24 protein-coding genes are annotated in these 20,874 nt (G+C 64.3%); 13 read left to right on the top strand and 11 right to left on the bottom strand.

Features of this window, described 5'->3' with window-relative positions:
• The first annotated feature begins 12 nt into the window (after nt 1-12).
• From AC2FML_RS07655 to AC2FML_RS07645, 3 genes are all read left to right on the top strand, one after another.
• Nucleotides 13-831 (top strand): cyclase family protein, encoded by an 819-nt coding sequence (locus AC2FML_RS07655; RefSeq protein ID WP_496782664.1) that lies wholly within the window; start codon nt 13-15, stop codon nt 829-831.
• Nucleotides 832-833: 2 nt separating this feature from the next.
• Entirely contained in the window at nt 834-1,229 is a 396-nt protein-coding gene (locus tag AC2FML_RS07650) for a carboxymuconolactone decarboxylase family protein (protein WP_496782662.1), read from the top strand.
• Nucleotides 1,230-1,352: 123 nt separating this feature from the next.
• Nucleotides 1,353-1,571: a hypothetical protein gene (locus tag AC2FML_RS07645; protein WP_093964526.1), complete on the top strand. Its 219-nt coding sequence runs from the start codon at nt 1,353-1,355 to the stop codon at nt 1,569-1,571.
• On the opposite strand, the gene AC2FML_RS07640 is transcribed toward AC2FML_RS07645, so the two are convergent.
• Genes AC2FML_RS07640 through AC2FML_RS07615 form a run of 6 tightly spaced genes read right to left on the bottom strand, consistent with a single transcriptional unit; the run spans nt 1,568 to nt 9,187 of the window.
• The gene (locus AC2FML_RS07640; RefSeq protein ID WP_496782661.1) at nt 1,568-2,866 is read right to left on the bottom strand and encodes an aspartate aminotransferase family protein; all 1,299 of its coding nucleotides are present in this window, start codon (nt 2,864-2,866) and stop codon (nt 1,568-1,570) included. The genes AC2FML_RS07645 and AC2FML_RS07640 overlap by 4 nt on opposite strands.
• Before the next feature lie 10 nt (nt 2,867-2,876).
• The gene (locus tag AC2FML_RS07635) at nt 2,877-3,983 is read right to left on the bottom strand and encodes a mandelate racemase/muconate lactonizing enzyme family protein (protein ID WP_480636716.1); all 1,107 of its coding nucleotides are present in this window, start codon (nt 3,981-3,983) and stop codon (nt 2,877-2,879) included.
• Nucleotides 3,980-5,086, bottom strand: coding sequence for a mandelate racemase/muconate lactonizing enzyme family protein (locus AC2FML_RS07630; protein ID WP_170390810.1), 1,107 nt, complete (start codon nt 5,084-5,086; stop codon nt 3,980-3,982). The genes AC2FML_RS07635 and AC2FML_RS07630 overlap by 4 nt, the downstream gene beginning before the upstream one ends.
• The gene (locus AC2FML_RS07625; protein WP_480636720.1) at nt 5,083-5,661 is read right to left on the bottom strand and encodes a dimethylsulfonioproprionate lyase family protein; all 579 of its coding nucleotides are present in this window, start codon (nt 5,659-5,661) and stop codon (nt 5,083-5,085) included. The genes AC2FML_RS07630 and AC2FML_RS07625 overlap by 4 nt, the downstream gene beginning before the upstream one ends.
• Nucleotides 5,658-6,737 (bottom strand): alcohol dehydrogenase family protein, encoded by a 1,080-nt coding sequence (locus tag AC2FML_RS07620; protein ID WP_480636722.1) that lies wholly within the window; start codon nt 6,735-6,737, stop codon nt 5,658-5,660. The genes AC2FML_RS07625 and AC2FML_RS07620 overlap by 4 nt, the downstream gene beginning before the upstream one ends.
• Nucleotides 6,734-9,187: an FAD-dependent oxidoreductase gene (locus AC2FML_RS07615; RefSeq protein WP_496782657.1), complete on the bottom strand. Its 2,454-nt coding sequence runs from the start codon at nt 9,185-9,187 to the stop codon at nt 6,734-6,736. Before AC2FML_RS07615 ends, AC2FML_RS07620 begins: the two co-directional genes overlap by 4 nt.
• Nucleotides 9,188-9,255: 68 nt before the next feature.
• On the opposite strand from AC2FML_RS07615, the gene AC2FML_RS07610 reads away from it, so the two are divergent.
• From AC2FML_RS07610 to AC2FML_RS07565, 10 genes are all read left to right on the top strand, one after another.
• The gene (locus AC2FML_RS07610; RefSeq protein ID WP_005978233.1) at nt 9,256-10,143 is read left to right on the top strand and encodes a MurR/RpiR family transcriptional regulator; all 888 of its coding nucleotides are present in this window, start codon (nt 9,256-9,258) and stop codon (nt 10,141-10,143) included.
• The gene (locus AC2FML_RS07605; protein ID WP_496736125.1) at nt 10,140-11,264 is read left to right on the top strand and encodes an aromatic ring-hydroxylating oxygenase subunit alpha; all 1,125 of its coding nucleotides are present in this window, start codon (nt 10,140-10,142) and stop codon (nt 11,262-11,264) included. Before AC2FML_RS07610 ends, AC2FML_RS07605 begins: the two co-directional genes overlap by 4 nt.
• The gene (locus tag AC2FML_RS07600) at nt 11,248-11,640 is read left to right on the top strand and encodes a carboxymuconolactone decarboxylase family protein (protein WP_170357019.1); all 393 of its coding nucleotides are present in this window, start codon (nt 11,248-11,250) and stop codon (nt 11,638-11,640) included. Before AC2FML_RS07605 ends, AC2FML_RS07600 begins: the two co-directional genes overlap by 17 nt.
• A gap of 191 nt (nt 11,641-11,831) precedes the next feature.
• A complete protein-coding gene (gene pcaF, locus AC2FML_RS07595; RefSeq protein ID WP_496782655.1) occupies nt 11,832-13,034 on the top strand; it encodes a 3-oxoadipyl-CoA thiolase in 1,203 nt (400 codons plus the stop codon).
• Between the two features lie 15 nt (nt 13,035-13,049).
• Complete coding sequence (gene paaA / locus AC2FML_RS07590) at nt 13,050-14,042, top strand: 1,2-phenylacetyl-CoA epoxidase subunit PaaA (protein WP_496782653.1); 993 nt, start codon at nt 13,050-13,052, stop codon at nt 14,040-14,042.
• Between the two features lie 23 nt (nt 14,043-14,065).
• The gene (gene paaB, locus AC2FML_RS07585; RefSeq protein ID WP_005978248.1) at nt 14,066-14,350 is read left to right on the top strand and encodes a 1,2-phenylacetyl-CoA epoxidase subunit PaaB; all 285 of its coding nucleotides are present in this window, start codon (nt 14,066-14,068) and stop codon (nt 14,348-14,350) included.
• Nucleotides 14,350-15,111 (top strand): 1,2-phenylacetyl-CoA epoxidase subunit PaaC, encoded by a 762-nt coding sequence (gene paaC, locus AC2FML_RS07580; RefSeq protein WP_496782651.1) that lies wholly within the window; start codon nt 14,350-14,352, stop codon nt 15,109-15,111. Before paaB ends, paaC begins: the two co-directional genes overlap by 1 nt.
• Nucleotides 15,112-15,117: 6 nt before the next feature.
• Nucleotides 15,118-15,579: a 1,2-phenylacetyl-CoA epoxidase subunit PaaD gene (gene paaD, locus AC2FML_RS07575; protein ID WP_170340292.1), complete on the top strand. Its 462-nt coding sequence runs from the start codon at nt 15,118-15,120 to the stop codon at nt 15,577-15,579.
• A gap of 10 nt (nt 15,580-15,589) precedes the next feature.
• Nucleotides 15,590-16,663: a 2Fe-2S iron-sulfur cluster-binding protein gene (locus AC2FML_RS07570; protein ID WP_496782649.1), complete on the top strand. Its 1,074-nt coding sequence runs from the start codon at nt 15,590-15,592 to the stop codon at nt 16,661-16,663.
• 13 nt (nt 16,664-16,676) lie between these two features.
• Nucleotides 16,677-17,435: a Phenylacetic acid catabolic protein gene (locus AC2FML_RS07565; protein WP_170441420.1), complete on the top strand. Its 759-nt coding sequence runs from the start codon at nt 16,677-16,679 to the stop codon at nt 17,433-17,435.
• Here the strand turns inward: AC2FML_RS07565 and AC2FML_RS07560 are convergent, their stop codons facing one another.
• The 5 genes from AC2FML_RS07560 to paaG all read right to left on the bottom strand — a co-directional run bounded on the left by AC2FML_RS07560 (nt 17,436) and on the right by paaG (nt 20,865).
• On the bottom strand, nt 17,436-17,651 hold the full coding sequence (locus AC2FML_RS07560; protein WP_496736116.1) for a hypothetical protein: 216 nt from the start codon (nt 17,649-17,651) through the stop codon (nt 17,436-17,438). It lies immediately after the preceding gene.
• Nucleotides 17,652-17,722: 71 nt separating this feature from the next.
• Nucleotides 17,723-18,319: a TetR/AcrR family transcriptional regulator gene (locus AC2FML_RS07555; RefSeq protein ID WP_170340282.1), complete on the bottom strand. Its 597-nt coding sequence runs from the start codon at nt 18,317-18,319 to the stop codon at nt 17,723-17,725.
• A 3-nt stretch (nt 18,320-18,322) separates the two neighbouring features.
• Nucleotides 18,323-19,633, bottom strand: coding sequence for a phenylacetate--CoA ligase PaaK (gene paaK / locus AC2FML_RS07550; protein WP_496782647.1), 1,311 nt, complete (start codon nt 19,631-19,633; stop codon nt 18,323-18,325).
• Nucleotides 19,634-19,648: 15 nt separating this feature from the next.
• Entirely contained in the window at nt 19,649-20,077 is a 429-nt protein-coding gene (gene paaI, locus AC2FML_RS07545; RefSeq protein ID WP_170438675.1) for a hydroxyphenylacetyl-CoA thioesterase PaaI, read from the bottom strand.
• Nucleotides 20,078-20,079: 2 nt separating this feature from the next.
• A complete protein-coding gene (paaG, locus tag AC2FML_RS07540) occupies nt 20,080-20,865 on the bottom strand; it encodes a 2-(1,2-epoxy-1,2-dihydrophenyl)acetyl-CoA isomerase PaaG (protein WP_170357009.1) in 786 nt (261 codons plus the stop codon).
• Between the last annotated feature and the right edge of the window lie 9 nt (nt 20,866-20,874).

Below are 20,874 nucleotides of genomic sequence, written 5' to 3'. Positions count from 1 at the left end.
GGGAGTTTTGAAATGTGTGACGTTTGCGTAATGAACGCGGTGAAAGACCGGATGCTGTCGCGTCGATCCTTTTTCAAGGTTGGCGCAGCGATGGCGGCAGGCACGGCGCTTGGGACGGTGGCTGCCCCACCAGCGCTTGCGGCCGGCCATGGCGAGGTGCTGGACATGACCCATGTCTACGATGCCGATTTCCCCACCTATTTCGGCCAGCCGGGGATCGAGGCGACACAGGCCTTCAATTTCAAGGAACATGGCTTCAACCTGTTCAACCTGGCCGTCAACGAACACACCGGCACGCATGTCGATGCCCCTCTGCATTTCTCGGCGGATGGACAGTCGGTGGACGAAATCCCGGTGTCGAACCTCGTCTGCCCGCTGTGCGTGGTGGACATTGCCGCCCGCGCGGCCGAGGACCCGGATGCGCAGGTGACCCCCGACGATCTGAAGGCGTGGATCGCAGCAAATGGCGACATCCCCGATGGCGCCTGTGTCGCCATGCATTCGGGATGGGCCGCCAAAACCGCCACGCCCGAATTCCGCAACGCCGACGGCGACGGCAAGATGCATTTCCCTGGCTTCCACGTCGAAGCGGCGCAGATGCTGATCGAAGGAACCGGCGCGTTTGCTCTGGCCGTCGACACGCTGTCGCTGGACCACGGGCCATCGGCTGATTTCGTGACGCATTACGCGTGGCTGCCCACCAACCGCTACGGCATCGAGAACCTTGCCAATCTCGACAAGGTGCCCGCCAGCGGAGCGACGCTGGTGGTCGGCGCGCCGGCCCATCGTGGCGGGTCGGGCGGCCCGGCGCGCATCTTTGCGATGGTCTGAGCATGGCAACGGTTCGCCTGTTGACGGACGAAGAGGTCAGCGCCGAGGCGCTGGCCGTCTTCGATGAAATCCGCGCCACCCGCAACACCGATTTCATCAACAATTTCTGGCGCGCTCTGGCCCATGACCCGGCGCTGCTGAAAGCGACGTGGGAGCGGCTCAAGACCGTCATGGCTCCCGGCGCGCTGGACCCGTTGATGAAGGAGATGCTGTATGTCGCGGTCTCGGTCGCCAACAATTGCGAATACTGCGTGCACTCCCATTCGGCCGCGGCCCGCTCCAAGGGCATGACCGATCAGATGCAGACCGAACTGCTGGCGGTGATCGCGATGGCCAGCCAGACCAACGCCCTGGCCACCGCTTTGCAGGTGCCGGTGGACGACCAGTTCAAGGCCTGAGGCGGCGCCTGTCGGGCCAGACTTGCACCAGATGCACAGCGGCTATTCCCTCAAGTGCCTAGCTGCACTGCAGCATCAGGTCTAAATCTCTTTGGTCACATACAGACCAGAGAGGCTCCGCTCATGGCACAGACAAGCACGCACCGCCCGGCAATCCTGAACCTGTTCTCGGCCGTCGCCGATGTGTTCAGCGGCATCTATGATGCTTTGATCCGCATGGGCGAAGCAAATGCCAAGGTCATCAAGATCAAGCAACTCAGCGAGTTGACCGACGAAGAACTGGCTGCGCGTGGCCTCAAGCGCGAAGACATCGTTCGCCTGGTGATGGCGGGCGTCTACTAAGACACGCCCGCGCCCTGCATTTCGGCCACGGCCTGCGCGGCCTTGGCATAGGCGGCTTCGCACAGGTCAAAGTCCGCCTCGGTCAGCGCCAGGGACGGATAGGTCTTGCCCGGCGACTTGAACATCCCGTTCTGCATCAGAACCGTATTGAACAGGGTTGCCCCGGCCGTGTCCGCGCGGACCACATCGCGATAATCCCGCACCTTTCCTTCCGTGAACACGATTTCGAACAGGGTCGGATCGCCGATGACGCGGTGGGCGACCCCCTGCTTGGTCAGCGCGGCCGAGGCCATGTCCATCAGACGCTGACCATTGGCGCGCAGCCGGTCGTACTGACCGGGGCGGCGCAGCACTTCCATCGTCTTGAGCCCGGCCACCGCGGCCACCGGATTACCCGACAGGGTCCCCAACTGCATCAGCCATTTCTCAGGCCCAACGGCGGATTTGTCGAAATGGGCCATGATCTCGGCCCGCCCGGCGATTGCCGCCAGGGGAAAGCCGCCGCCGATGATCTTGCCCAGCGTGGCGATGTCGGGGGTCACGCCATACAGCTCCTGCGCGCCGCCATAGGCGAAACGAAACCCGGTCACCACCTCGTCGAAGATCAGCACGATGCCGTACCTGTCGGCCTCGTCCCGCAGAAGCTGCAAGAAGCCGGGTTCGGGCGGGATGATGCGTTGCAAGGGCTCGACGATGATGCCCGCGACCTGGTTGCCGTGCTCGGCCAGCAGCGAGCGGATGTAGTCCGGGTCGTTGAACGGCGCGATCAGCATTTCGGCCTGAACGCTGGCCGGTATGCCCGCGCTGTCGGGAACCGCCTGCGGGAAATTCACCATCCGTGACGGGGCCAGGCTCATCTGCGCCTCGGCGCTCATGCCGTGATAACCGCCTTCGAACTTCACGATCTTGTCGCGGCCGGTAAAGGCGCGGGCCAGCCGGATCGCGTACATGTCAGCCTCACCGCCGGACGAGACATAGCGGATCTGATCGGCGCAGGGCACGGCGGCGCAGATTTCCTCGGCCAGTTCGACTGCGCGCGCGTTGTTGGCGAAGAACGTCATGCCATTGGGCAACTGTTCGGCGACGGCCTCCAACACCTCGGGGTGGCCGTGGCCCAGCAGCATCGGCCCCGAGCCGATCAGCAGGTCGACATATTCTTTGCCGTCTTCGTCCCAGACGCGGCTGCCCCGGCCCTCGCGGATGAAGACCGACGGGTCGAAATTGCCGAAGCCACCGCCGGGCAGCACCGCGCGGGCGCGTTGACCCCAATCGGATTGGCTGAGATGTCGCGGCATGGTCGCCTCCCTAATCCAGTATCACGTCCGGCGCGCCCAGGAATTCGCGGTCTGGCGCGATGCCCAGGCCGATCCCGTCGGGCGGCGCGATCCGGCCGCCCTTGCGGGTCGGGCCATCCGGCGCCAGCCGCGGCGCGACATAGCCCGACAGGTCGCACACGTTCATCAGGCGCGCCGGTTCAGTTGCTGCGCCCAGATGCAACAGGGCGGCGGTGGTGATGTCAGATCCCCAGGTGTCTTCGACGCACATCTTCGCCCCCAGATGCAGGCACAAATCACGCGCACGGCGCGCAGCCGACAGCCCACCGAATTTCGACAGCTTCACCGCGACCGCATCCATGCAGCCCAGCGCATGCGCAGCCATCAGGCTGGCGGTGTCGTGTGCGCCCTCGTCCAGCTTCATTGGCAGGCCGGTGGCGGCGCGCACGCGGGCGCAATCCTCGATCGTGGCACAGGGTTGTTCCAGCATCACATCCAGATCCGCGACCGCCCGCCCCACCCGGCTGGCATCCAGAGACGTAGCGCCGCAGTTCCAATCGCCATAGACCAGCGGCCCGTCTCCCACCGCCTCGCGCACCAGACGCAGGCGCTCGACATCAGCCTGCCAATCGGCATCCGCGCCCAGCTTGACCTGGAACTGGGTGATGCATTGCGCCTGCGCCTCGCGGGCGATGCGGGCCATCTCGGCCGGGGCGATGCAGGTTATCGAGTGATAGAGCGGCATCGTTCGCGCCCGCCGACCACCCAGCAGCGCGTGCAGTGGCAGCCCTGCCACCTGCCCCGTCAGATCCCACAGCGCGATGTCGATCGCCGATTTGGCATAGACATGCCCCGGCAGGTGCCGGTCCAGCCGTGCCATCAACGCCTCGGGTCCGATCGGGTCGGCGCCCAGCAGAACCGGGGCCATGTCCTGAACCGCCGGGGCCACGCCGCGCGCATAGGCGGGCAGGTAATGCGGAATCGGGCAGACCTCGCCCCAGCCGGTCAGATCGTCATCGGTGTCCAGCGCCAGAACCACCGTTTCAACCGTGTCGCAGGCCTTGCCGTCAGCCATGTAATAGGCCTGATGGCTGGTCAGCGGCACATGCCAGAGCGAAATGCGGGTGATGCGGGTCATTGGTACACGGCCTTTGGTTCCCCCAGTGCATCTTCATCCGGGGCTACGCCGAGGCCGGGGGCCTGGGGCAGTTCAAGGTGGCCCTGACGGTTGCGCGGGCCGCGCCCGCCCGCGAGGTCCAGCGTCAGCATGTCCTGACAGGCCCAGACGCCCAAGCGGTTGTGGTCGGGGATGGTGGCGGCCAGATGCAGCGCCTCGGTATCGGCCAGAACCGAGCCGCCGGTGGCCATCACATACATGTCGATGCCATGCGCCAGCGCGATGTCCCGCATCCGCGAAGCCTTGGTCAGGCCGCCGACACGGTTGAGCTTGATCCCAAAGACCTCGGCCAGCCCGTCGCGGGCAATGCGTGTGGCGTCCTGCAGGGTGACCAGGCTTTCATCCACGCTGACCGGGGCGGAATGCAAGGCCCGGATGGCGGCAATGTCGTCCAGCGTCTCGCCGGGTTGTTCGAACATCACGCCCAGATCCTCGGTGGCCTTCATCACCCGCAGCGCCTGCTGCCGCGTCCAGGCGCGATTGACGTCATAGAGGATGCGCTCACCCGCCGGGCGGTGCGCCTCGACATCGCGGATGCGTTCTATGTCGCGATCCACGTCGCCGCCCACTTTGACCGAATGCACCCAATAGCCGCGGCCGCGATAGCGATCCATCACCGCGCGGGTTTCCTCGACGGTCTTGGCCCCGACCGAGGAGGCGACCGGCGCGGGGCTGCGCGACCCGCCGCCCATCAGATCGGCAATCGGCAACCCCGCCGCCTGTCCGGCAATGTCCCAGCAGGCCATGTCGATCGGCGATTTGGCGTAAAGGTGCCCGGGCAGCGCGTGGTCCATCGCCCGCTCGACCTCCAGAACCCGGCGCGGGTCCAGCCCCAGTACGAAGGGCGCCATGGTCTCGATCCCCGCCCGGATGCCCGGCCCGTGCGCGGGCACATAGGTGTGGCCCCATGGCGTGCCCTCGCCCCAGCCGGTCAGCCCGGCATCGGTTTCGATCTTGACGAAAGTGGCATCCAGCACCTCGAATTTCAGACGTCCGCCGGACAGCCAATAGGGGTGTTCAAGCGGCAGATCGACTTGAAAGACCGAGATGCGGGTGATCTTCATGCGGCGTCCATCCTGGGCAGGTCGTTCAATCCCTCACCCCGCCACAGTACGAATGTCAGGATCGGCTGATCCCCCGTGGACATGGCATGGCTTTGCCAACTGGCGTGCAACCGCGTGCCCTCAGCGCCAACAAAGGCCCGATCTCCTTCAACCTTGAAGACCGCGCCACCCGCCAGCGTCATGTAAAGCTCCTCGGCCTGATGGCTGTGCCAGTCATAGTCCAGCCCGGCGCCCCAATAGGCGACATAGCCCCGCAGCTGGGTCGAATGGAAATGACCGGTTGGCCCGAACAGCTCGAAATACCCGTACCGATTGCGGAAATCGGCACCGACCTCTGCCTCGGTATAGGTGCGTTTCCAGTGGGCAAGATGCGCCGCCGACCGGATCGCCTGAACCAAGCCCGTTGTCCGGGGTGATCCGGGTTGATCCAGCGCCTGCACCAGCGGCGTGGCGGGAATCGCCCGCGGTTGCAAACCGGTCGCGGTCAGGTCGGTGGGCCAAGTGCCGAATTCGGACAGCGCCGGCAGGGTCTGATGCAGGTGCCGCGCGGCTTCGAGAACGTTTTCAAGGGTCATGGGATCACCACGATGTTGCCGGTATGATGCTTGTCGATGAAGGCCTGCTGGGCCTCTCGCAGCTCAGTCAACGGGTAAGTGGCGGCCAAAGCTGGCTTGATTTGCCCATTTTCTATGTATTTCACGACATCAAAGAAATTCTGCGGCGTGTTCACGGTCGATCCGGTGAAGGTCAGATCGCGCAGATAGAAGGTGCGCAGGTCGAACTGCACGATCGGACCGGCAATCGCGCCCGAACAGGTATAGCGCCCGCCACGCTCCAGCATGTCGATCAGTTTGGGCCACATCTCTCCGCCCACGACGTCGGCGACGACGGTGATCCGTTCGCCTTTCAGCTCGGCCCGCAGGTTCCTGGGGTTGCGCGGCAGAATGCGATCCGGGCCCAGTTTGGCGACCTCGGGGTGTTTGGCCTCGCTGGCCATGGCGATCACGCGTGCGCCGCGCAGCTTGGACAACTGGATCAGCGCCCCGCCCACACCGCCCGAGGCGCCGGGGATCAGAACCGTGTCGCCCTCGCCGACCTGCGCCCTGTCCAACATGCCCTCGGCCGTCACATAGGAACAACTGAAGGTCGCCAGTTCGGTATCGCTCAGGTCGGAGTCGATCGCAGCCACGCCGTGGATGTCGGCCTTGGTGTATTCGGCAAAGCCGCCGTCACATTCCGAGCCGAAATATCCCGCCTTGTCGCGGTTCATCGGCTCGGACCAGTCGCGCAGCCAGCCCGCCACGATCACCCGCCGGCCGATGATCGCGGGATCGGCCCCCTCTCCCACGGCCACGACTGTTCCGACCGCGTCCGCGCCCTGAATGCGCGGGAAGGTCAGGGGCGCGCCGCCCCAGGTGCTGTCGTCGTCATCCAACTCGGAATAGGCGCCGCCGGTGGTGGCCTCGTCCACCGCCTTGGAATACCAGCCGGTGCGGGTGTTCACATCCGTGTTGTTCAGCCCGCAGGCGCCCACCTTGATCAACACCTCCATCGGGCCGGGTGTGGGGGTGGGCCAGTCCTCATGCCATTCGTATTTGTCCAGATCGCCATGCCCGGTCAGGACCATGGCCTTCATCGTCTTCGGGATCATTCCGCAGCCTCCATCGCGGTATCGGTTCGGGGCAGAACACTGTGCGGGTCATAGGCGGGCGCGCCCAGGATCCGCCCGCGACGCGGCACGCCCGCAATCACCACCTGCACTTCGGTTCCCGGCACATTGGCCTGCGGTTTGACATAGGCAAAGGCAAGGATCTTGCCGACCGTATGCCCGTAGGCCACCGAGGCGGTGGAGCCCACGACCTTGCCGTCCAGCAGGACCGCCTCGCCGCCATGCCCATCGTTCTGGCCATCTGGTTCGATCTCCAGATAGGCGCAGACCCAGCGCAGATCGGGGTTCAGGGTCCGGTCCTTGCCCAGGTATTCCTTGTCGGTGCGGGCAAAGCGCAGCACGTCGGCCTCGGCCAGGGTGACCTCGTTGGTCAACTCGCCTGCGCCCTTGAAGGCCTTCTCCATCCGCAGCGCGTTCATCGCGAACGACCCGTAATCGGCGATGCCGTGCGGTGCGCCTGCGGCCCAGAGCGTATCGTAGACGGCCAAGGCGCAGTCACGCGGCATGTGCAGTTCCCATCCCAATTCACCGGCATAGGACATGCGGAACGCCCAGAGCCGGTGACCCGCCACGTCTATTTCCTGCGCAGTCAGCCATTTGAAACCGGCATTGCTCAGGTCGGCATCCGTGCAGGCGGCCAAAACCTCGCGCGCCCGGGGGCCATTGAGGCTGAGCGCGGCCCAGTCATCGGATCGCAGGATGATTTCGACGTTTTCTTCGTCGCGATGCTGGGTCAGGTGGTCCAGCAGGCGCTGCTCGAAGAAGGCGGCACAGACGAGGTAGTACCGGTCCTCGGCCAGTTTCACGACCGTGGTCTCCAGCTCGATCCGACCACGGCGGTTCAGCATGTGGGTCAGCGCGATGCTGCCCACCTTTTGCGGCAGGCGGTTGGCAACCAGCCGGTCCAGCAGGGCCCGGGCATCCGGGCCGCTGATTTCGACCTTGGTGAAGGCCGAGATATCCATGATGCCGACCGCCTCGCGCACGGCCCTGCATTCGGTGGCCACCATGTCATGCACCACATTGCGGCGGAAGGAATAATGGTCGCGCTGTTCAACGCCGTCCTTTGCGAACCAGCGGGGGCGTTCATGGCCATAAACCTCTTCGAACACGGCCCCCTTTGCTTTCAGCCGGCCATACAGGGGGGACGGCTTGACCGGCCGCCCGGCAAGACGGTTGAAATGCGGAAACGGAATTTCGTGGCGCAGCTTGTAATCCTCATGCGCCTTGGTGACCTGCCAGTCTTTGGTGGCATAGGCCCCGAACCGGCGCGGATCATAGTCGCGCATCGAGATGTCCGCCGCCCCATGCACCATCCACCGCGCCAGTTCGCGCGTCAGGCCCGGGCCCCAGCCGATGCCGATCTGAGTGCCGCAGCAGCACCAATAGTTTCGCACCCCCGGCGCCGGGCCGATCAGCGGATTGCCGTCGGGCGGGTGCGAGATCGCCCCGTGAACCTCGCGCTGGATGCCCAGATCGGCGAAAATCGGCATCCGGTTCAGGCTTTCTTCCAGCCACGGCATGACCCGGTCGTAATCGGCGTCGAACAACCAGTTTTCATAATCCCACGGGCAATGGTCATGCCAGACCGAGTTCGAATTCTCCTTTTCGTAGATCCCGATCAGCCCGCGCTTCTGCTCCATGCGGATATAGCCCGAGACCTTGCGGTCATCGCGGATCACAGGCAACTCGTGATCGAGGTCCTGGAACTGTGGCACCGGTTCGGTCACGAAATAGTGGTGGGTCATCGAGGTCATCGGCAGTTGCAGGCCAGACCATTCGCCCATCTGCCGCGCATAGGTGCCGCCCGCATTTACCACGTGTTCGCAGCGGATCGTGCCCCGTTCGGTCTCGACCACCCATTCGCCATTGGCCGCCTGGGTGATGTTGGTGGCCCTGCAGCGGCGAATGATCCGCGCGCCCAGCTGACGCGCCCCCGCCGCCATGGCCATGGTCACGTTCGTCGGGTCCACATGCCCGTCATCCGGCGTATGCAGCGCGCCCAGAACCCCGTCGAGGTTGTAGAACGGGTGCAGTTCGACCACGCGGTCGGGGCCGACCAGTTCGATGTTGAAGCCCAGCGACCGGCCCACCGACAGGGTGTGGCGCAGCCAGTCCATCTCGTCTTCGGTATAGGCCAGCCGGAACGAGCCGCATCCATGCCATGTCACCGCCTGCCCGGTCTCGGCCTCGAGCGCACCGGAATAGAGCCCGATGTTGTAGTCCACGCACTTGCCCAGACCAAAGGAACTGGTCGAATGGGTGATCTGCCCGGCCGCATGCCAGGTGCTGCCGCTGGTCAGCTCGGCCTTTTCCAGCAGAACGACATCCGTCCAGCCCTCGTGCGCCAGGTGGTAGGCCAGACCGACGCCCATGACACCTCCGCCCACGATCACCACGCGGGCCTGTGACGGCAGTTCCTTCCCGGACATGATTTTTCCTCTCACCGAGTCGCATTTCTTCTCGACAAGCTAAAGCCACATTTGTACCATCGTCAATCATGAATGACACAAATGTATCAAACACCGTTCTTGACCGGCTGACCCGTGAATGGGACGCCCTGACGCCCGAGGCGCAGAAGGCCGCCCGCTATGTGTTGGAGAACCCCGCGGATGTTGGCGTTTCGACCGTGCGCGAAATCGCCGAGGCCGCGAACGTGAAACCCAACACCTTCGTCCGCATGGCGCGGCAGGTGGGGTTTGAGGGGTACGAGGATTTTCGCGCGCCGTTCCGCGACGCCATCCGCCGAGGCACCGTGTCGTTTCCCGACCGCGCCCGCTGGTTGCAGGAGATCGGCAAATCTGGCGAGCTGGGCGGCCTCTATGCCGACATGGTCGGGGCCGCTATCCGAAACATCGAAGAAACCTTCGCCGGGATCGACGCCACCCGGTTGCAGGCCGCGGCCGAGGCGATCTGGACATCGCGGCAGGTGTTTACGCTGGGCGTCGGCGTCAACAACGCGAACGCGCGCAACTTTACCTATCTGGCCTCGACCGGGATGAAGCAGTTCCACGCCATCCCCCGGCCCGGCTCGACCCCGGTGGACGATCTGGCCTGGGCCGATGAACAGGACGTGCTGATCGCGATGACCTGCCACCCCTACCGGACCGAGGTGATCGAGGCGGTGAAGCTGGCCCGCGAACAGGGCATGACCGTGGTCGGCATCTCCGACAGCCCCGCCAGCCCAGTCATCCTGAACGCGCAACACGGGTTTGTCGTCGCCGCCGACACGCCCCAGTTCTTTCCGTCATCGGTTTCGACCATCGCGCTGCTTGAGACGCTTCTGTCTTTCGTGGTCGCCCTGTCCAGCGATGAAATCGTCGAGCGTGTGGAGCGGTTTCACCGCCGCAGGCACCAACTTGGCCTCTATGCGGAGGAACCAGAATGACCGCACCGCTGACCCGATCGCTGGAGGCCCGCTATTACACCGACCCGGCAATATTCGAGCAGGAGAAGCAGGGACTTCTGGCCCGCACCTGGCAATTTGCCGGCCATGTGGCGCAGGTGCGCGAGCCGGGCGACTACTTCGCCTTTGAAATCGCAGGCCAGAACCTGTTCTGCATCCGCGGGCGCGATGGCGAAATCCGCACCTTCTACAATGTCTGCCAGCACCGCGCGCATGAGATGGTGACCGGGGCCGGCAACACCCGCGTCGTCGTCTGCCCCTATCACGCATGGACCTATGAACTGACCGGGCACCTGCGCGCCGGGCCCAACATCAAATCGGTTCCGGGCTTCGACCGCAGCGCGATCTGCCTGACCCCGGTGCGGACCGAGCTGTTCAACGGCTTCATTTTCGTCAACCTCGACGATGACGCCGCCCCGATGGACGACTGGTACCCCGGCGTGCGCGCGGAAATCCGCGCCTTTGTCCCGCAGATCGACGATCTTGAGCCGCTGGAATGGGTCGAGATTCCCGAAAACTGCAACTGGAAGGTCAGTATCGAGAACTACTCGGAATGCTATCACTGCCCGACCAATCACCCGACCTTTGCCACCGGCGTGGTCAAACCCGAGACCTATGACATTCAACCCGATGCAGGCGGCGGATACGTTCTGCGCCATACGACCGAGTGTCAGAGCCTCGACAAGATGACCTATCCCATCGACCTGTCTGTGCCCCATGCGGGTGACTATCAGTCGTGGTTTCTGTGGCCGATGTTCTCGTTCCAGTGCTATCCCGGCAATGTGCTGAACACCTATCACTGGCGCGCGCAGGATGCCGATCACTGCACCGTCTGGCGCGGCTGGTACACCGAGGGCGGATCCGAAAGCGCGGTGATCCGCCAACTGGCGGTGCAGGACCGGGAAACCACGGTCGAAGAGGACATCCGGCTGGTTGAAAGCGTGCATCGCGGCCTGAAATCGCGCGGCTATCGCCCCGGCCCGCTGGTGTTGGACCCGGCTTGCGGCGTAATGTCGGAACATTCGATCGCCCGCTTGCAGCAATGGATGCGCGAGGCGGTGGATACAGATGCAAGCGGAGTGGACGATGGCCGACATCTTTGACGAAGACCTGTTTCTGAAGGGACTGGCGCAGCGCAAGGCGACGCTGGGCGACGAATACGTGGAAAAGAACCTGGCCGCGGCGGATGATTTCACCCGCCCATTTCAGGAGGCCATGACAGCCTGGTGCTGGGGCTTCGGTTGGGGGGACGAGGTGATCGACCCCAAGACCCGCTCGATGATGAACCTGTCGATGATCGGCGCCCTGGGCAAGATGCACGAGTGGGAGATCCACTGTCGCGGAGCCCTGAACAACGGCGTCAGCAAGGAGGAGATTCGGGCGATCATCCATGTCGTCGGCATCTATTGCGGCGTCCCGCAGGCGCTGGAGTGCTTTCGCGTGGCGCGCAAGGTTCTGACCGAAGCCGGTCAGCTTTAGTCGGTTCCTGCCCCGAAGATCGAGATCGCCCGCCCCCGTGCGGGTTTTCTCATGTCGGCACAAATACGTTACCGAATTTCGATTTGGTGCACGATTGCGTTACATTTTCCTTGCCGCGAATCGCTTCCGGGCGTATTACCCGACCAAGCGGTCACTTATTGACCCGGACGCAAGACACGAGGTTCCGACGCATGGACGCTTTCATCTGCGACGCACAGCGCACCCCGATCGGACGCTATGGCGGGGCCCTGTCCCAGGTTCGCACCGACGATCTGGCCGCGATCCCGCTGGCTGCGCTGAAAGAGCGGAACCCGCAGGTGGACTGGGCCAGCCTGGATGACGTGATCCTGGGCGATGCCAACCAGGCCGGCGAAAGCAACCGGAACGTGGCGCGCATGGCCGCCCTGCTGGCCGGTTTCCCGGTTCAGGTGCCCGGCACCACGATCAACCGCCTGTGCGCCAGCGGCATGGATGCGGTCGGCATGGCCGCTCGGGCCATCAAGGCGGGCGATTATGACATGGCGATTGCCGGTGGCGTCGAAAGCATGTCGCGCGCGCCGTTCGTGATGCCCAAGGCCACCAGCGCCTTTTCCCGCGCAAACGCGGTCTATGACACCACGATCGGCTGGCGTTTCGTGAACCCGAAAATGCAGCAGATGTACGGCACGGATTCGATGCCGCAGACCGCCGACAACGTGGCCGAGGACTATGACATCAGCCGCGCAGATCAGGATGCCTTTGCCGCGCGCAGCCAGGCCCGCTGGGCGGCCGCGCATCAAGCCGGCGTTTTTGCCGAGGAAATCACCCCCGTCACCATCCCCCAACGCAAGGGCGACCCGCTGGTGGTGGACACCGACGAACATCCCCGCCCCGGCACCACGGCCGAAAAGCTGGCGGGGCTGAAGGGCGTCAACGGGCCGGACAAGACGGTGACGGCGGGCAATGCCTCGGGTGTCAATGACGGCGCCGCGGCCATTCTGCTGGCCAACGAGGCCGCCGCGCAGAAGAACGGCCTGACCCCGATGGCCCGTGTCGTGGGTATGGCGGTCGCGGGGGTCGAGCCTCGGGTCATGGGAATCGGTCCGGTCCCGGCCACCCGCAAGGTGCTGGCCCGCACGGGGCTGAGCATCGAGCAGATGGATGTGATAGAATTGAACGAGGCCTTCGCAGCCCAGGGTCTGGCCACCCTGCGTGAACTTGGCGTGGCTGATGACGCACCCCATGTGAATCCCAATGGCGGCGCCATCGCCATCGGCCATCCGCTGGGCATGTCCGGCGCGCGGCTGGTCATGACGGCGGCCTATCAGCTGCGCCGCACCGGCGGGCGCTATGGCTTGTGCACCATGTGCGTGGGCGTGGGCCAGGGCGCCGCGCTAATTCTCGAACGCGTGTAAGGGAGGAGACCCGACATGTACGCTCAGATGATCAAGACGGCAGGAACAGGCGTCAAATCCCGTGAGGAAATGACCGAGCAGGAACGCGCCTTTCAGGACAAGATCGACGCCGACATCAAGATCGAGCCCAAGGACTGGATGCCCGACGACTATCGCGCGACGCTGATCCGCCAGATCGGGCAGCACGCCCATTCCGAGATCGTCGGCCAGCTGCCCGAAGGCAACTGGATCACGCGCGCGCCCACGCTGGAACGCAAGGCGATCCTTCTGGCCAAGGTGCAGGACGAGGCCGGGCATGGCCTGTACCTGTACTGCGCCGCCGAAACCTTGGGCGTCAGCCGCGACGAACTGACCGAGATGCTGCTGGACGGGCGGATGAAATACAGCTCGATCTTCAACTATCCAACGCTGAACTGGGCCGATATCGGCGCGGTGGGCTGGCTGGTCGACGGCGCGGCGATCATGAACCAGGTGCCGCTGCAGCGCGCCTCGTACGGGCCGTATTCGCGGGCGATGATCCGCATCTGCAAGGAAGAAAGCTTTCACCAGCGCCAGGGCTATGACGCGATCCGCAAGATGGCCGAGGGCACGCCCGAACAGCGCAAGATGGCGCAGGACGCGCTGAACCGGTTCTGGTACCCGGCGCTGATGATGTTCGGCCCGTCCGACAAGGACTCGGTGCATTCGGCCCAGTCGATGGCGTGGAAGATAAAGATCAACACCAATGACGAGTTGCGCCAGAAATTCGTCGATCAGACCGTGCCGCAGGCCGAGTATCTGGGCCTGACCATCCCCGACCCCGACCTGAAATGGAACGAAGAGCGCGGGCATTACGATTTCACTCAGCCCGACTGGTCGGAATTCTTTGACGTGATCAAGGGCAACGGCCCCTGCAACACCGACCGCCTGGCCGCCCGCAACAAGGCCTGGGACGACGGCAAATGGGTGCGTGACGGTCTGCTGGAACATGCCCGCAAGAAACGCGCCCGCAAGGTCGCAGCCGAATAACCTGCCCGATAGGAGGACACCTGATGAAAAACGAATGGCCCCTGTGGGAAATCTTCATTCGCGGCCAGCACGGCATGAGCCATCGCCATGTCGGCTCGCTGCACGCGCCCGACGCCGAAATGGCGATCAAGAACGCCCGCGACGTCTATACCCGCCGCAACGAGGGCGTCTCGATCTGGGTGGTCGAGGCCAACAACATCACCGCCAGTTCGCCCAGCGACAAAGGCCCGCTGTACGAGCCCAGCGAAAGCAAGGTCTATCGTCATCCGACCTTTTTCGACATCCCCGAAGAAGTGGGGGCGATGTGATGACCCGCGACGAGGCATTCCTGCAATTCCTGCTGCGGATGGGCGACAACACGTTGATCCTGGGCCATCGCGTCAGCGAATGGTGCGGCCACGCGCCGGTGCTGGAGGAGGACATCGCCCTGGCCAACACCGCGCTGGACCTGATCGGCCAGACGCAGATGTGGCTGGGCCTGGCCGGAGAGGTCCAGGGCGAAGGCAAGTCTGCCGATGATCTGGCCTTTCTGCGCGACGCTTGGGATTTCCGCAACGTGCTGCTGGTCGAGGTGCCCAACGGCGATTTCGGCCGCACCCTGATGCGCCAGTTCCTGTTTGATGCCTGGCACTCGATCATGCTGGGCCGGTTGCTGAAGTCGTCTGACGACCGGGTCGCGGCGATTGGCGAGAAGGCCAGCAAAGAGGTCGCCTATCACCTGGAACGGTCCAGCGACACGGTGGTCGGGCTGGGCGACGGCACCGAGGAAAGCCACAGACGCATGCAGGAGGCGCTGGATTACCTCTGGCCCTATGTGGGCGAGATGTTCGCCAGCGACGAGGTCGATGCCGAGATGGCCGCCGCGGGCATCGCCCCCGATCCGGCCAACCTGCGCGAGGAATATGACGCGCTGGTTCGGCGCGTACTGACCGAGGCCACCCTGACCGTTCCCGACAGCCGCTTTGCCCACAAGGGCGGCCGCGGCGGACGCATGCATACCGAACATCTGGGCCACCTGTTGACCCAGATGCAATGGCTGCAGCGGGCCTATCCGGGCGCAACCTGGTAAAGGCAGATGAACCGCGCCAACGTAGAGCAGGTCTGGGAATGGCTCGACGCCGTGCCCGACCCCGAGATCCCCGTGATCTCGGTCGTCGATCTGGGCATCGTGCGCGATGTGACATGGGAAGGCGACACGCTGAAGGTTGCCGTGACGCCCACCTACTCGGGCTGCCCGGCGACCTCGGTCATCGCGATGGACATCGAAACCGCCCTGCGCGACCACGGCATCGACAAGATCAAGCTGGAGACCCGCATATCTCCGGCCTGGACGACCGATTGGCTCAGCGACAAGGGGCGTGCGAAGCTGAAGGACTATGGCATCGCGCCGCCGCAGCCCGCAGGCGGACCCGACCGCTGCCCGCATTGCGGCAGCACGGCAGTGGAAAAGGTCAGCCAGTTCGGCTCGACCCCGTGCAAGGCGCATTGGCGCTGCACCGACTGCCTGGAACCCTTCGACTATTTCAAGTGCATCTGAGGAGGACCGGATGGCACGTTTTCACGATCTTGAAGTCACCGACATCCACAAGACCATCCGCGACGCGGTCGTGGTGACGCTGAAGCCGGTGAACGGCGCGGCCGAGGAATTCGACTTTGTCCAGGGCCAGTACCTGACCTTTCGCCGCGAATTTGACGGGGAAGAGCTGCGCCGCTCCTACTCGATCTGCGCGGGCAAGGATGACGGCGTTCTGCAGGTGGGCATCAAACGGGTCGAGGGCGGCGCCTTTTCGACCTGGGCCAATACCGAGCTGAAAGTGGGCGACAGGCTGCAGGCGATGCCGCCGATGGGGGCCTTCCACACGCCGCTGGATCCGGCGGCGCACCGGCAGTACCTGGGCTTTGCCGGCGGGTCGGGCATCACGCCGGTGCTGTCGATCCTCAAGACCACGCTGGCGCGCGAGCCGCATTCGCGCTTCACGCTGGTCTATGCCAACAAGGGCGTGAACACGATCATGTTCCGCGAAGAGCTGGAAGACCTGAAGAACCAGTACATGGGCCGCCTGAACGTGATCCATATCCTGGAAACCGACGCGCAGGAGATCGACCTGTTCACCGGGCTGGTGACCAAGGAAAAATGCGCCGAACTGTTCCAGCATTGGATCGACGTCGAAAACACCGACACCGCCTTCATCTGCGGCCCCGAGCCGATGATGCTGGGCATTGCCGAGGCGTTGCGCGAACACGGGCTGGACGACAGCCAGATCAAGTTCGAGCTGTTTGCCAGCGCCCAACCCGGCCGCGCCAAACGCAAGCAGGGCGATGCGGCAACAGCTGCACAGGCCAACCAGACCCAGGCGCGGGTCACGCTGGACGGCGCCACCCAGACCATCACCATGCCCAAGCACCAGACCATTCTGGATGCGGCGCTGGAAAACGCGATGGACGCCCCCTATGCCTGCAAGGCCGGGGTCTGTTCGACCTGCCGCTGCAAGGTGATCGAAGGCGAGGTCGAGATGGTCGCGAACCACGCGCTCGAGGATTACGAGGTCGAGAAAGGCTATGTGCTCAGCTGCCAGGCCTACCCGCTGACCGACAATGTCGTCGTCGATTACGACCAGTAAAGGGAGAGGGACCATGGCCGAAGACATGAGCATCGAAAGCTACCTGGCCGCAGGCGGCGTTCTGACCAACCCGACCAACGTGCCACCCCGATACCGGGCCGAGCTGATGAAGCTGATGGCGACCTTCGTCGACAGCGAACTGGCCGGTGCGGCGGGGTTCGCCGACATCATCAACCAGGGCCCGGGCATCAAGGAACGTATCGCGGCGGCGAAGATCGTTCTGGAAAAGACCGACAATGCCGACCGCGTTCTGAAGATCATGGGCGAGTTCGGCGCGGATACAGACCGCTATGCCACGCATCACCCGTGGACCGCACGGCTGAACCGTTCCGCCGATATCGGGGCCACGCGCAGCGAACATGACATGCGCCTTGCGGTCTTCAACTATCCGATCGAAGGCTGGACCGATGCGGTGGTGATGAACCTGCTGATGAGCCGGGCCGTGGGCGTGCAACTGGCCGAGTTCGCGCTGGTGTCCTATCAGCCGCTGGCCGAGGCGTTCCGCGCCATCGCCCCGATCGAGGCACATCACGGTGAACTGGCCCTGGAAGGCGCCGTCAAGCTGTTGGAACAGGGCGCGGCGCCGGCGATGCAGGACTCGGTCGATTACTGGTGGCCCCGGGTGGCCGCAAGTTTCGGCGCGGGCAACCCCGAGCGGATGGAAAAGCTGCGCCAGATGGGCCTGCGCCGGGCCTCGGGGGGCGAACTGAAAAACCGCTGGCTGGCCGAGGCAGCCGAAGTCGTCACGCGGCTGGGCCTGCGCACCCCATGATCACCGCCCGCTGGGGCGGCTGATCAAGCCGTATTTCAGGGCAAGCGATCGCAGGCCGCGACGCCGTGGCCGGGCCACCTTGCCCGTGCCCGCGTCACGCGTACCTGCTTTGCGGTTGAATTCATAGACGTCGATGATGCGCTCGGCGCAGCCGCAGGCCTCGCCCATCCCGACCTTGGCGAAATAGAATTTGTCGAACCGTTCCGGTTTTTGCATGGCGCCCTCCGACTGCAAGTAAACGCCGGGACACCCGCAAAAGCCAAATCACATTGCCGGCAGGGCCGGTGCTACAACGCCTTGACGCCCGACAGGGTCAGGTTGCTGACCAGCGCGGCATAGTCCCGGCGCGCCTGCGCATCGGCGCCGGAATTCCACATGTAGTACCAGTTCAGCATGCCGAAGACCGACATCGTGGCCGACCGCAGCTTGGCCCCGTCGCCCTGGAACACGTCGGGTGCGACCTCGGACAGGATCCCGCTGAGGAAATTCACCATGTCGCGCTGATACCCGCGCAACAGGCGCTGCTGATCCTCGGGCAGAGCCGACATGCCGCTGGTCTGGACCCGGTGTTCGTCATCCACACCCTGATAGGCCAGCAGGATCTCGGCCACCACGCGGTGCAGTTTTTCGGGCGGGCTGAGGCCGTCCATCTCGAGCCCGCAGATCAGGTCGCGCAGTTCCCGCAGATAGGTCTCGAGAATGTCGAACAGGATCGCGTCTTTGCTATCGTAGTAGTGATAGATGTTGGCCTTCGAGATCCCGCATTCGCGCGCAAGCTGGGTCATCGAGGCGCGGTCGAAGCCTTCGCGGGCAAAGACCCGCGCCGCCGATTTCAGGATCTGCGCGCGTTTCTGGTCGTGATCTTTTGCAATCGTACGGGCCAAACCTCACTCCTTGTCTCGGTTGTCGACGACGCGCTTGGCCTTGCCTTGGCTGCGCTCGACATCGCCGGGGTCCCCTACAACGATCTCGGTGGAAACGCCAACGATGTCCTTGATCCGCTTGGTCAGCATCCGCGCGGCGGCGGTCTTGCTGAGTTCATCCGCCGCGTCGGGCATCGCCTCGACATAGACGCGCATCGCGTCCATGCGGCCGGATTTGTACAGCTCGATCTGGTAATGCGCGGCGATGCCGCCGGTGGCCATGACCTGCTCCTCGATCTGGCTGGGGAAGACGTTGACCCCGCGCAGGATGATCATGTCGTCGCTGCGGCCGGTGATCTTCTCCATCCGCCGCATCGAGCGCGCGGTGCCCGGCAGCAGCCGCGTCAGGTCGCGGGTGCGGTAGCGGATCATCGGAAGGCCTTCCTTGGTCAGCGTGGTAAAGACCAGCTCGCCCATTTCGCCGTCGGGCAGAACCTCGCCGGTCTGCGGGTCGATGATCTCGGGGTAGAAGTGATCCTCCCAGATGGCCGGGCCGTCCTTGGTTTCCACGCATTCGTTGGCGACGCCCGGCCCCATGATCTCGGACAGGCCGTAGATGTCGACGGCATGCATGTCAAAGGCCTGCTCGACCTCTTTGCGCATCGCATCCGTCCAGGGCTCGGCCCCGAACACGCCCACCAACAGAGAGCTTTCGCGCGGGTCCATCCCGACCTTGTGATACTGTTCGAGGATGTTGAGCATGTAGGACGGCGTGACCATGATGCCGTTGGGTTTGAAATCGGTGATCAGGGCCACCTGCTTCTCGGTCTGACCGCCGGACATGGGAACGACCGTGGCACCGAGACGCTCGATTCCGTAATGCGCGCCCAGACCGCCGGTGAACAGGCCGTAACCATAGGCGTTGTGGATCATGTCGCCTTTGCGCAGACCGCTGGCGCGCAGGCTGCGGGCCACCAGATCGGCCCAGTTGTCGATATCGGCCTTGGTGTACCCCACCACGGTCGGTTTGCCCGTGGTGCCGGACGAGGCATGCAGGCGGATGATCTGCTCCCGCGGCACGGCAAACAGACCGAACGGGTAGTTGTCGCGCAGGTCGTTCTTGTAGGTGAAGGGAAACTTGGCCAGATCGGCCAGGGTTTTCAGATCGTCGGGATGTACCCCGGCCTCGTCGAACCGCTGCTTGTACATCGGCACGTTGTCATAGGCGTGACGCAGCGACCATTTCAGGCGGTCCAACTGCAAGCTGCGGATTTCATCGATCGACGCGATCTCGATCGGGTCAAGATCCGCTTTGTTCGGGGTCAGATCCTTCATGATGTCCTCCTCACCTCAAGTTTCTGGAAACAGGGTGCCATTGATCGCGCGGGAAAAGCCCCGGAACTCGGCGATCTTTTGACCGTCCTGGTTGGTCACTGTCACGTCATAGATGCCGCTGCGGCCGGTCAGGCTCTGTTCGGTCGCGCGGGCGGTCAGCCGGTCGCCCAGCCGGCCCGGCGCGACATAGCTGATCACGTTGTGCTGGGCCACGGTCGACTGGTTGCGGCTGTTGCAGGCAAAGGCAAAGGCGCTGTCGGCCAGCATGAAGGTCACGCCGCCATGGCAGATCCCGTGCCCGTTGCAATGGTGCTGCTGCACGGTCAGCGCCAGCGTCGCGGTGCCCTCGTCGACCTCGACCAGTTCCATCCCCGCCCATTTCGAGGCATGGTCCTGCGCCCACATCGCGGCGGCGGCCTTTTCGGCGCGTTCTTTCGGCGTCATGCTCATTTGCCCCGAAACTCCGGGCTGCGCTTTTCCAGAAAGGCCGCGACGCCTTCGGCATAGTCGACGGATTCACCGCAGGTCTTCATGGCGTCGGCCTCGATCTCCAGATGATCGGTCAGGCTGTTGGTCGCGGCGGCCTGGATGGTCTGCTTGGTCAGACCCAGGCCCAGCGTGGGGCCGTTCGACAGGCGTTCGGCCAGCACGCGCGCCTCGGTCATCAGATCGGCATCGGGCAGGGCTTTCCAGATCAGGCCCCAGTCCGCGGCCATTTTCGCCGCCAAGGGCTCGCCGGTCAGCGCCAGCCCCTTGGCGCGCGCCTCGCCCAGCAGATGCGGCAGGTGCCAGCTGCCGCCGGTATCGGGGATCAGCCCGACCTTGGCGAAGGACTGGATAAATTTCGCGGACTCGGCGGCCAGCACGATATCGCAGGCCAGCGCAAGATTGGCGCCCGCGCCCGCGGCCACGCCATTGACCGCGCAGATCACCGGAAAGTTCAGCGACCGGATCAACCGCACCAGCGGTGCATAGAAGGTGCGCACCGTGTGGCCCAGATCCGGCGGGCCGTCCATTTTCGACGGGTCACGGTCGGCCAGATCCTGCCCCGCGCAGAACCCGCGCCCGGCCCCGGTCAGCAGGATCGCCCGCGCGCCCTCATCGCGCGCGCCTTCGATGGCGCGGCGTAGGGCATGGTGCATTTCCTCGGTGAAGCTGTTCAGGCGATCAGGGCGGTTGAGAGTGATTTCCACATAATTTCCACGCCGCTGCGCAAGAATCGTATCGCTCATGGGCCGCTC

It is taken from the genome of Ruegeria sp. BHSC029, assembly GCF_059613085.1.
Note: the sequence above shows the minus strand (reverse complement) of the source record. Positions and strands in the feature narration are given on the sequence as shown.

Coding starts and splice junctions, on each gene's coding strand:
- paaA (WP_496782653.1), top strand. CDS start 13,050: ATGTACGCTCAGATGATCAAGACGGCAGGAACAGGCGTCAAATCCCGT.
- AC2FML_RS07605 (WP_496736125.1), top strand. CDS start 10,140: ATGACCGCACCGCTGACCCGATCGCTGGAGGCCCGCTATTACACCGAC.
- AC2FML_RS07620 (WP_480636722.1), bottom strand. CDS start 6,737: ATGATCCCGAAGACGATGAAGGCCATGGTCCTGACCGGGCATGGCGAT.
- AC2FML_RS07645 (WP_093964526.1), top strand. CDS start 1,353: ATGGCACAGACAAGCACGCACCGCCCGGCAATCCTGAACCTGTTCTCG.
- paaG (WP_170357009.1), bottom strand. CDS start 20,865: ATGAGCGATACGATTCTTGCGCAGCGGCGTGGAAATTATGTGGAAATC.
- paaC (WP_496782651.1), top strand. CDS start 14,350: ATGACCCGCGACGAGGCATTCCTGCAATTCCTGCTGCGGATGGGCGAC.
- AC2FML_RS07625 (WP_480636720.1), bottom strand. CDS start 5,661: ATGACCCTTGAAAACGTTCTCGAAGCCGCGCGGCACCTGCATCAGACC.
- AC2FML_RS07640 (WP_496782661.1), bottom strand. CDS start 2,866: ATGCCGCGACATCTCAGCCAATCCGATTGGGGTCAACGCGCCCGCGCG.
- paaI (WP_170438675.1), bottom strand. CDS start 20,077: ATGACGCCGAAAGAACGCGCCGAAAAGGCCGCCGCCGCGATGTGGGCG.
- AC2FML_RS07630 (WP_170390810.1), bottom strand. CDS start 5,086: ATGAAGATCACCCGCATCTCGGTCTTTCAAGTCGATCTGCCGCTTGAA.
- AC2FML_RS07565 (WP_170441420.1), top strand. CDS start 16,677: ATGGCCGAAGACATGAGCATCGAAAGCTACCTGGCCGCAGGCGGCGTT.
- AC2FML_RS07600 (WP_170357019.1), top strand. CDS start 11,248: ATGGCCGACATCTTTGACGAAGACCTGTTTCTGAAGGGACTGGCGCAG.
- AC2FML_RS07615 (WP_496782657.1), bottom strand. CDS start 9,187: ATGTCCGGGAAGGAACTGCCGTCACAGGCCCGCGTGGTGATCGTGGGC.
- AC2FML_RS07655 (WP_496782664.1), top strand. CDS start 13: ATGTGTGACGTTTGCGTAATGAACGCGGTGAAAGACCGGATGCTGTCG.
- pcaF (WP_496782655.1), top strand. CDS start 11,832: ATGGACGCTTTCATCTGCGACGCACAGCGCACCCCGATCGGACGCTAT.
- paaB (WP_005978248.1), top strand. CDS start 14,066: ATGAAAAACGAATGGCCCCTGTGGGAAATCTTCATTCGCGGCCAGCAC.
- paaK (WP_496782647.1), bottom strand. CDS start 19,633: ATGAAGGATCTGACCCCGAACAAAGCGGATCTTGACCCGATCGAGATC.
- AC2FML_RS07560 (WP_496736116.1), bottom strand. CDS start 17,651: ATGCAAAAACCGGAACGGTTCGACAAATTCTATTTCGCCAAGGTCGGG.
- AC2FML_RS07650 (WP_496782662.1), top strand. CDS start 834: ATGGCAACGGTTCGCCTGTTGACGGACGAAGAGGTCAGCGCCGAGGCG.
- AC2FML_RS07635 (WP_480636716.1), bottom strand. CDS start 3,983: ATGACCCGCATCACCCGCATTTCGCTCTGGCATGTGCCGCTGACCAGC.
- paaD (WP_170340292.1), top strand. CDS start 15,118: ATGAACCGCGCCAACGTAGAGCAGGTCTGGGAATGGCTCGACGCCGTG.
- AC2FML_RS07610 (WP_005978233.1), top strand. CDS start 9,256: ATGAATGACACAAATGTATCAAACACCGTTCTTGACCGGCTGACCCGT.
- AC2FML_RS07570 (WP_496782649.1), top strand. CDS start 15,590: ATGGCACGTTTTCACGATCTTGAAGTCACCGACATCCACAAGACCATC.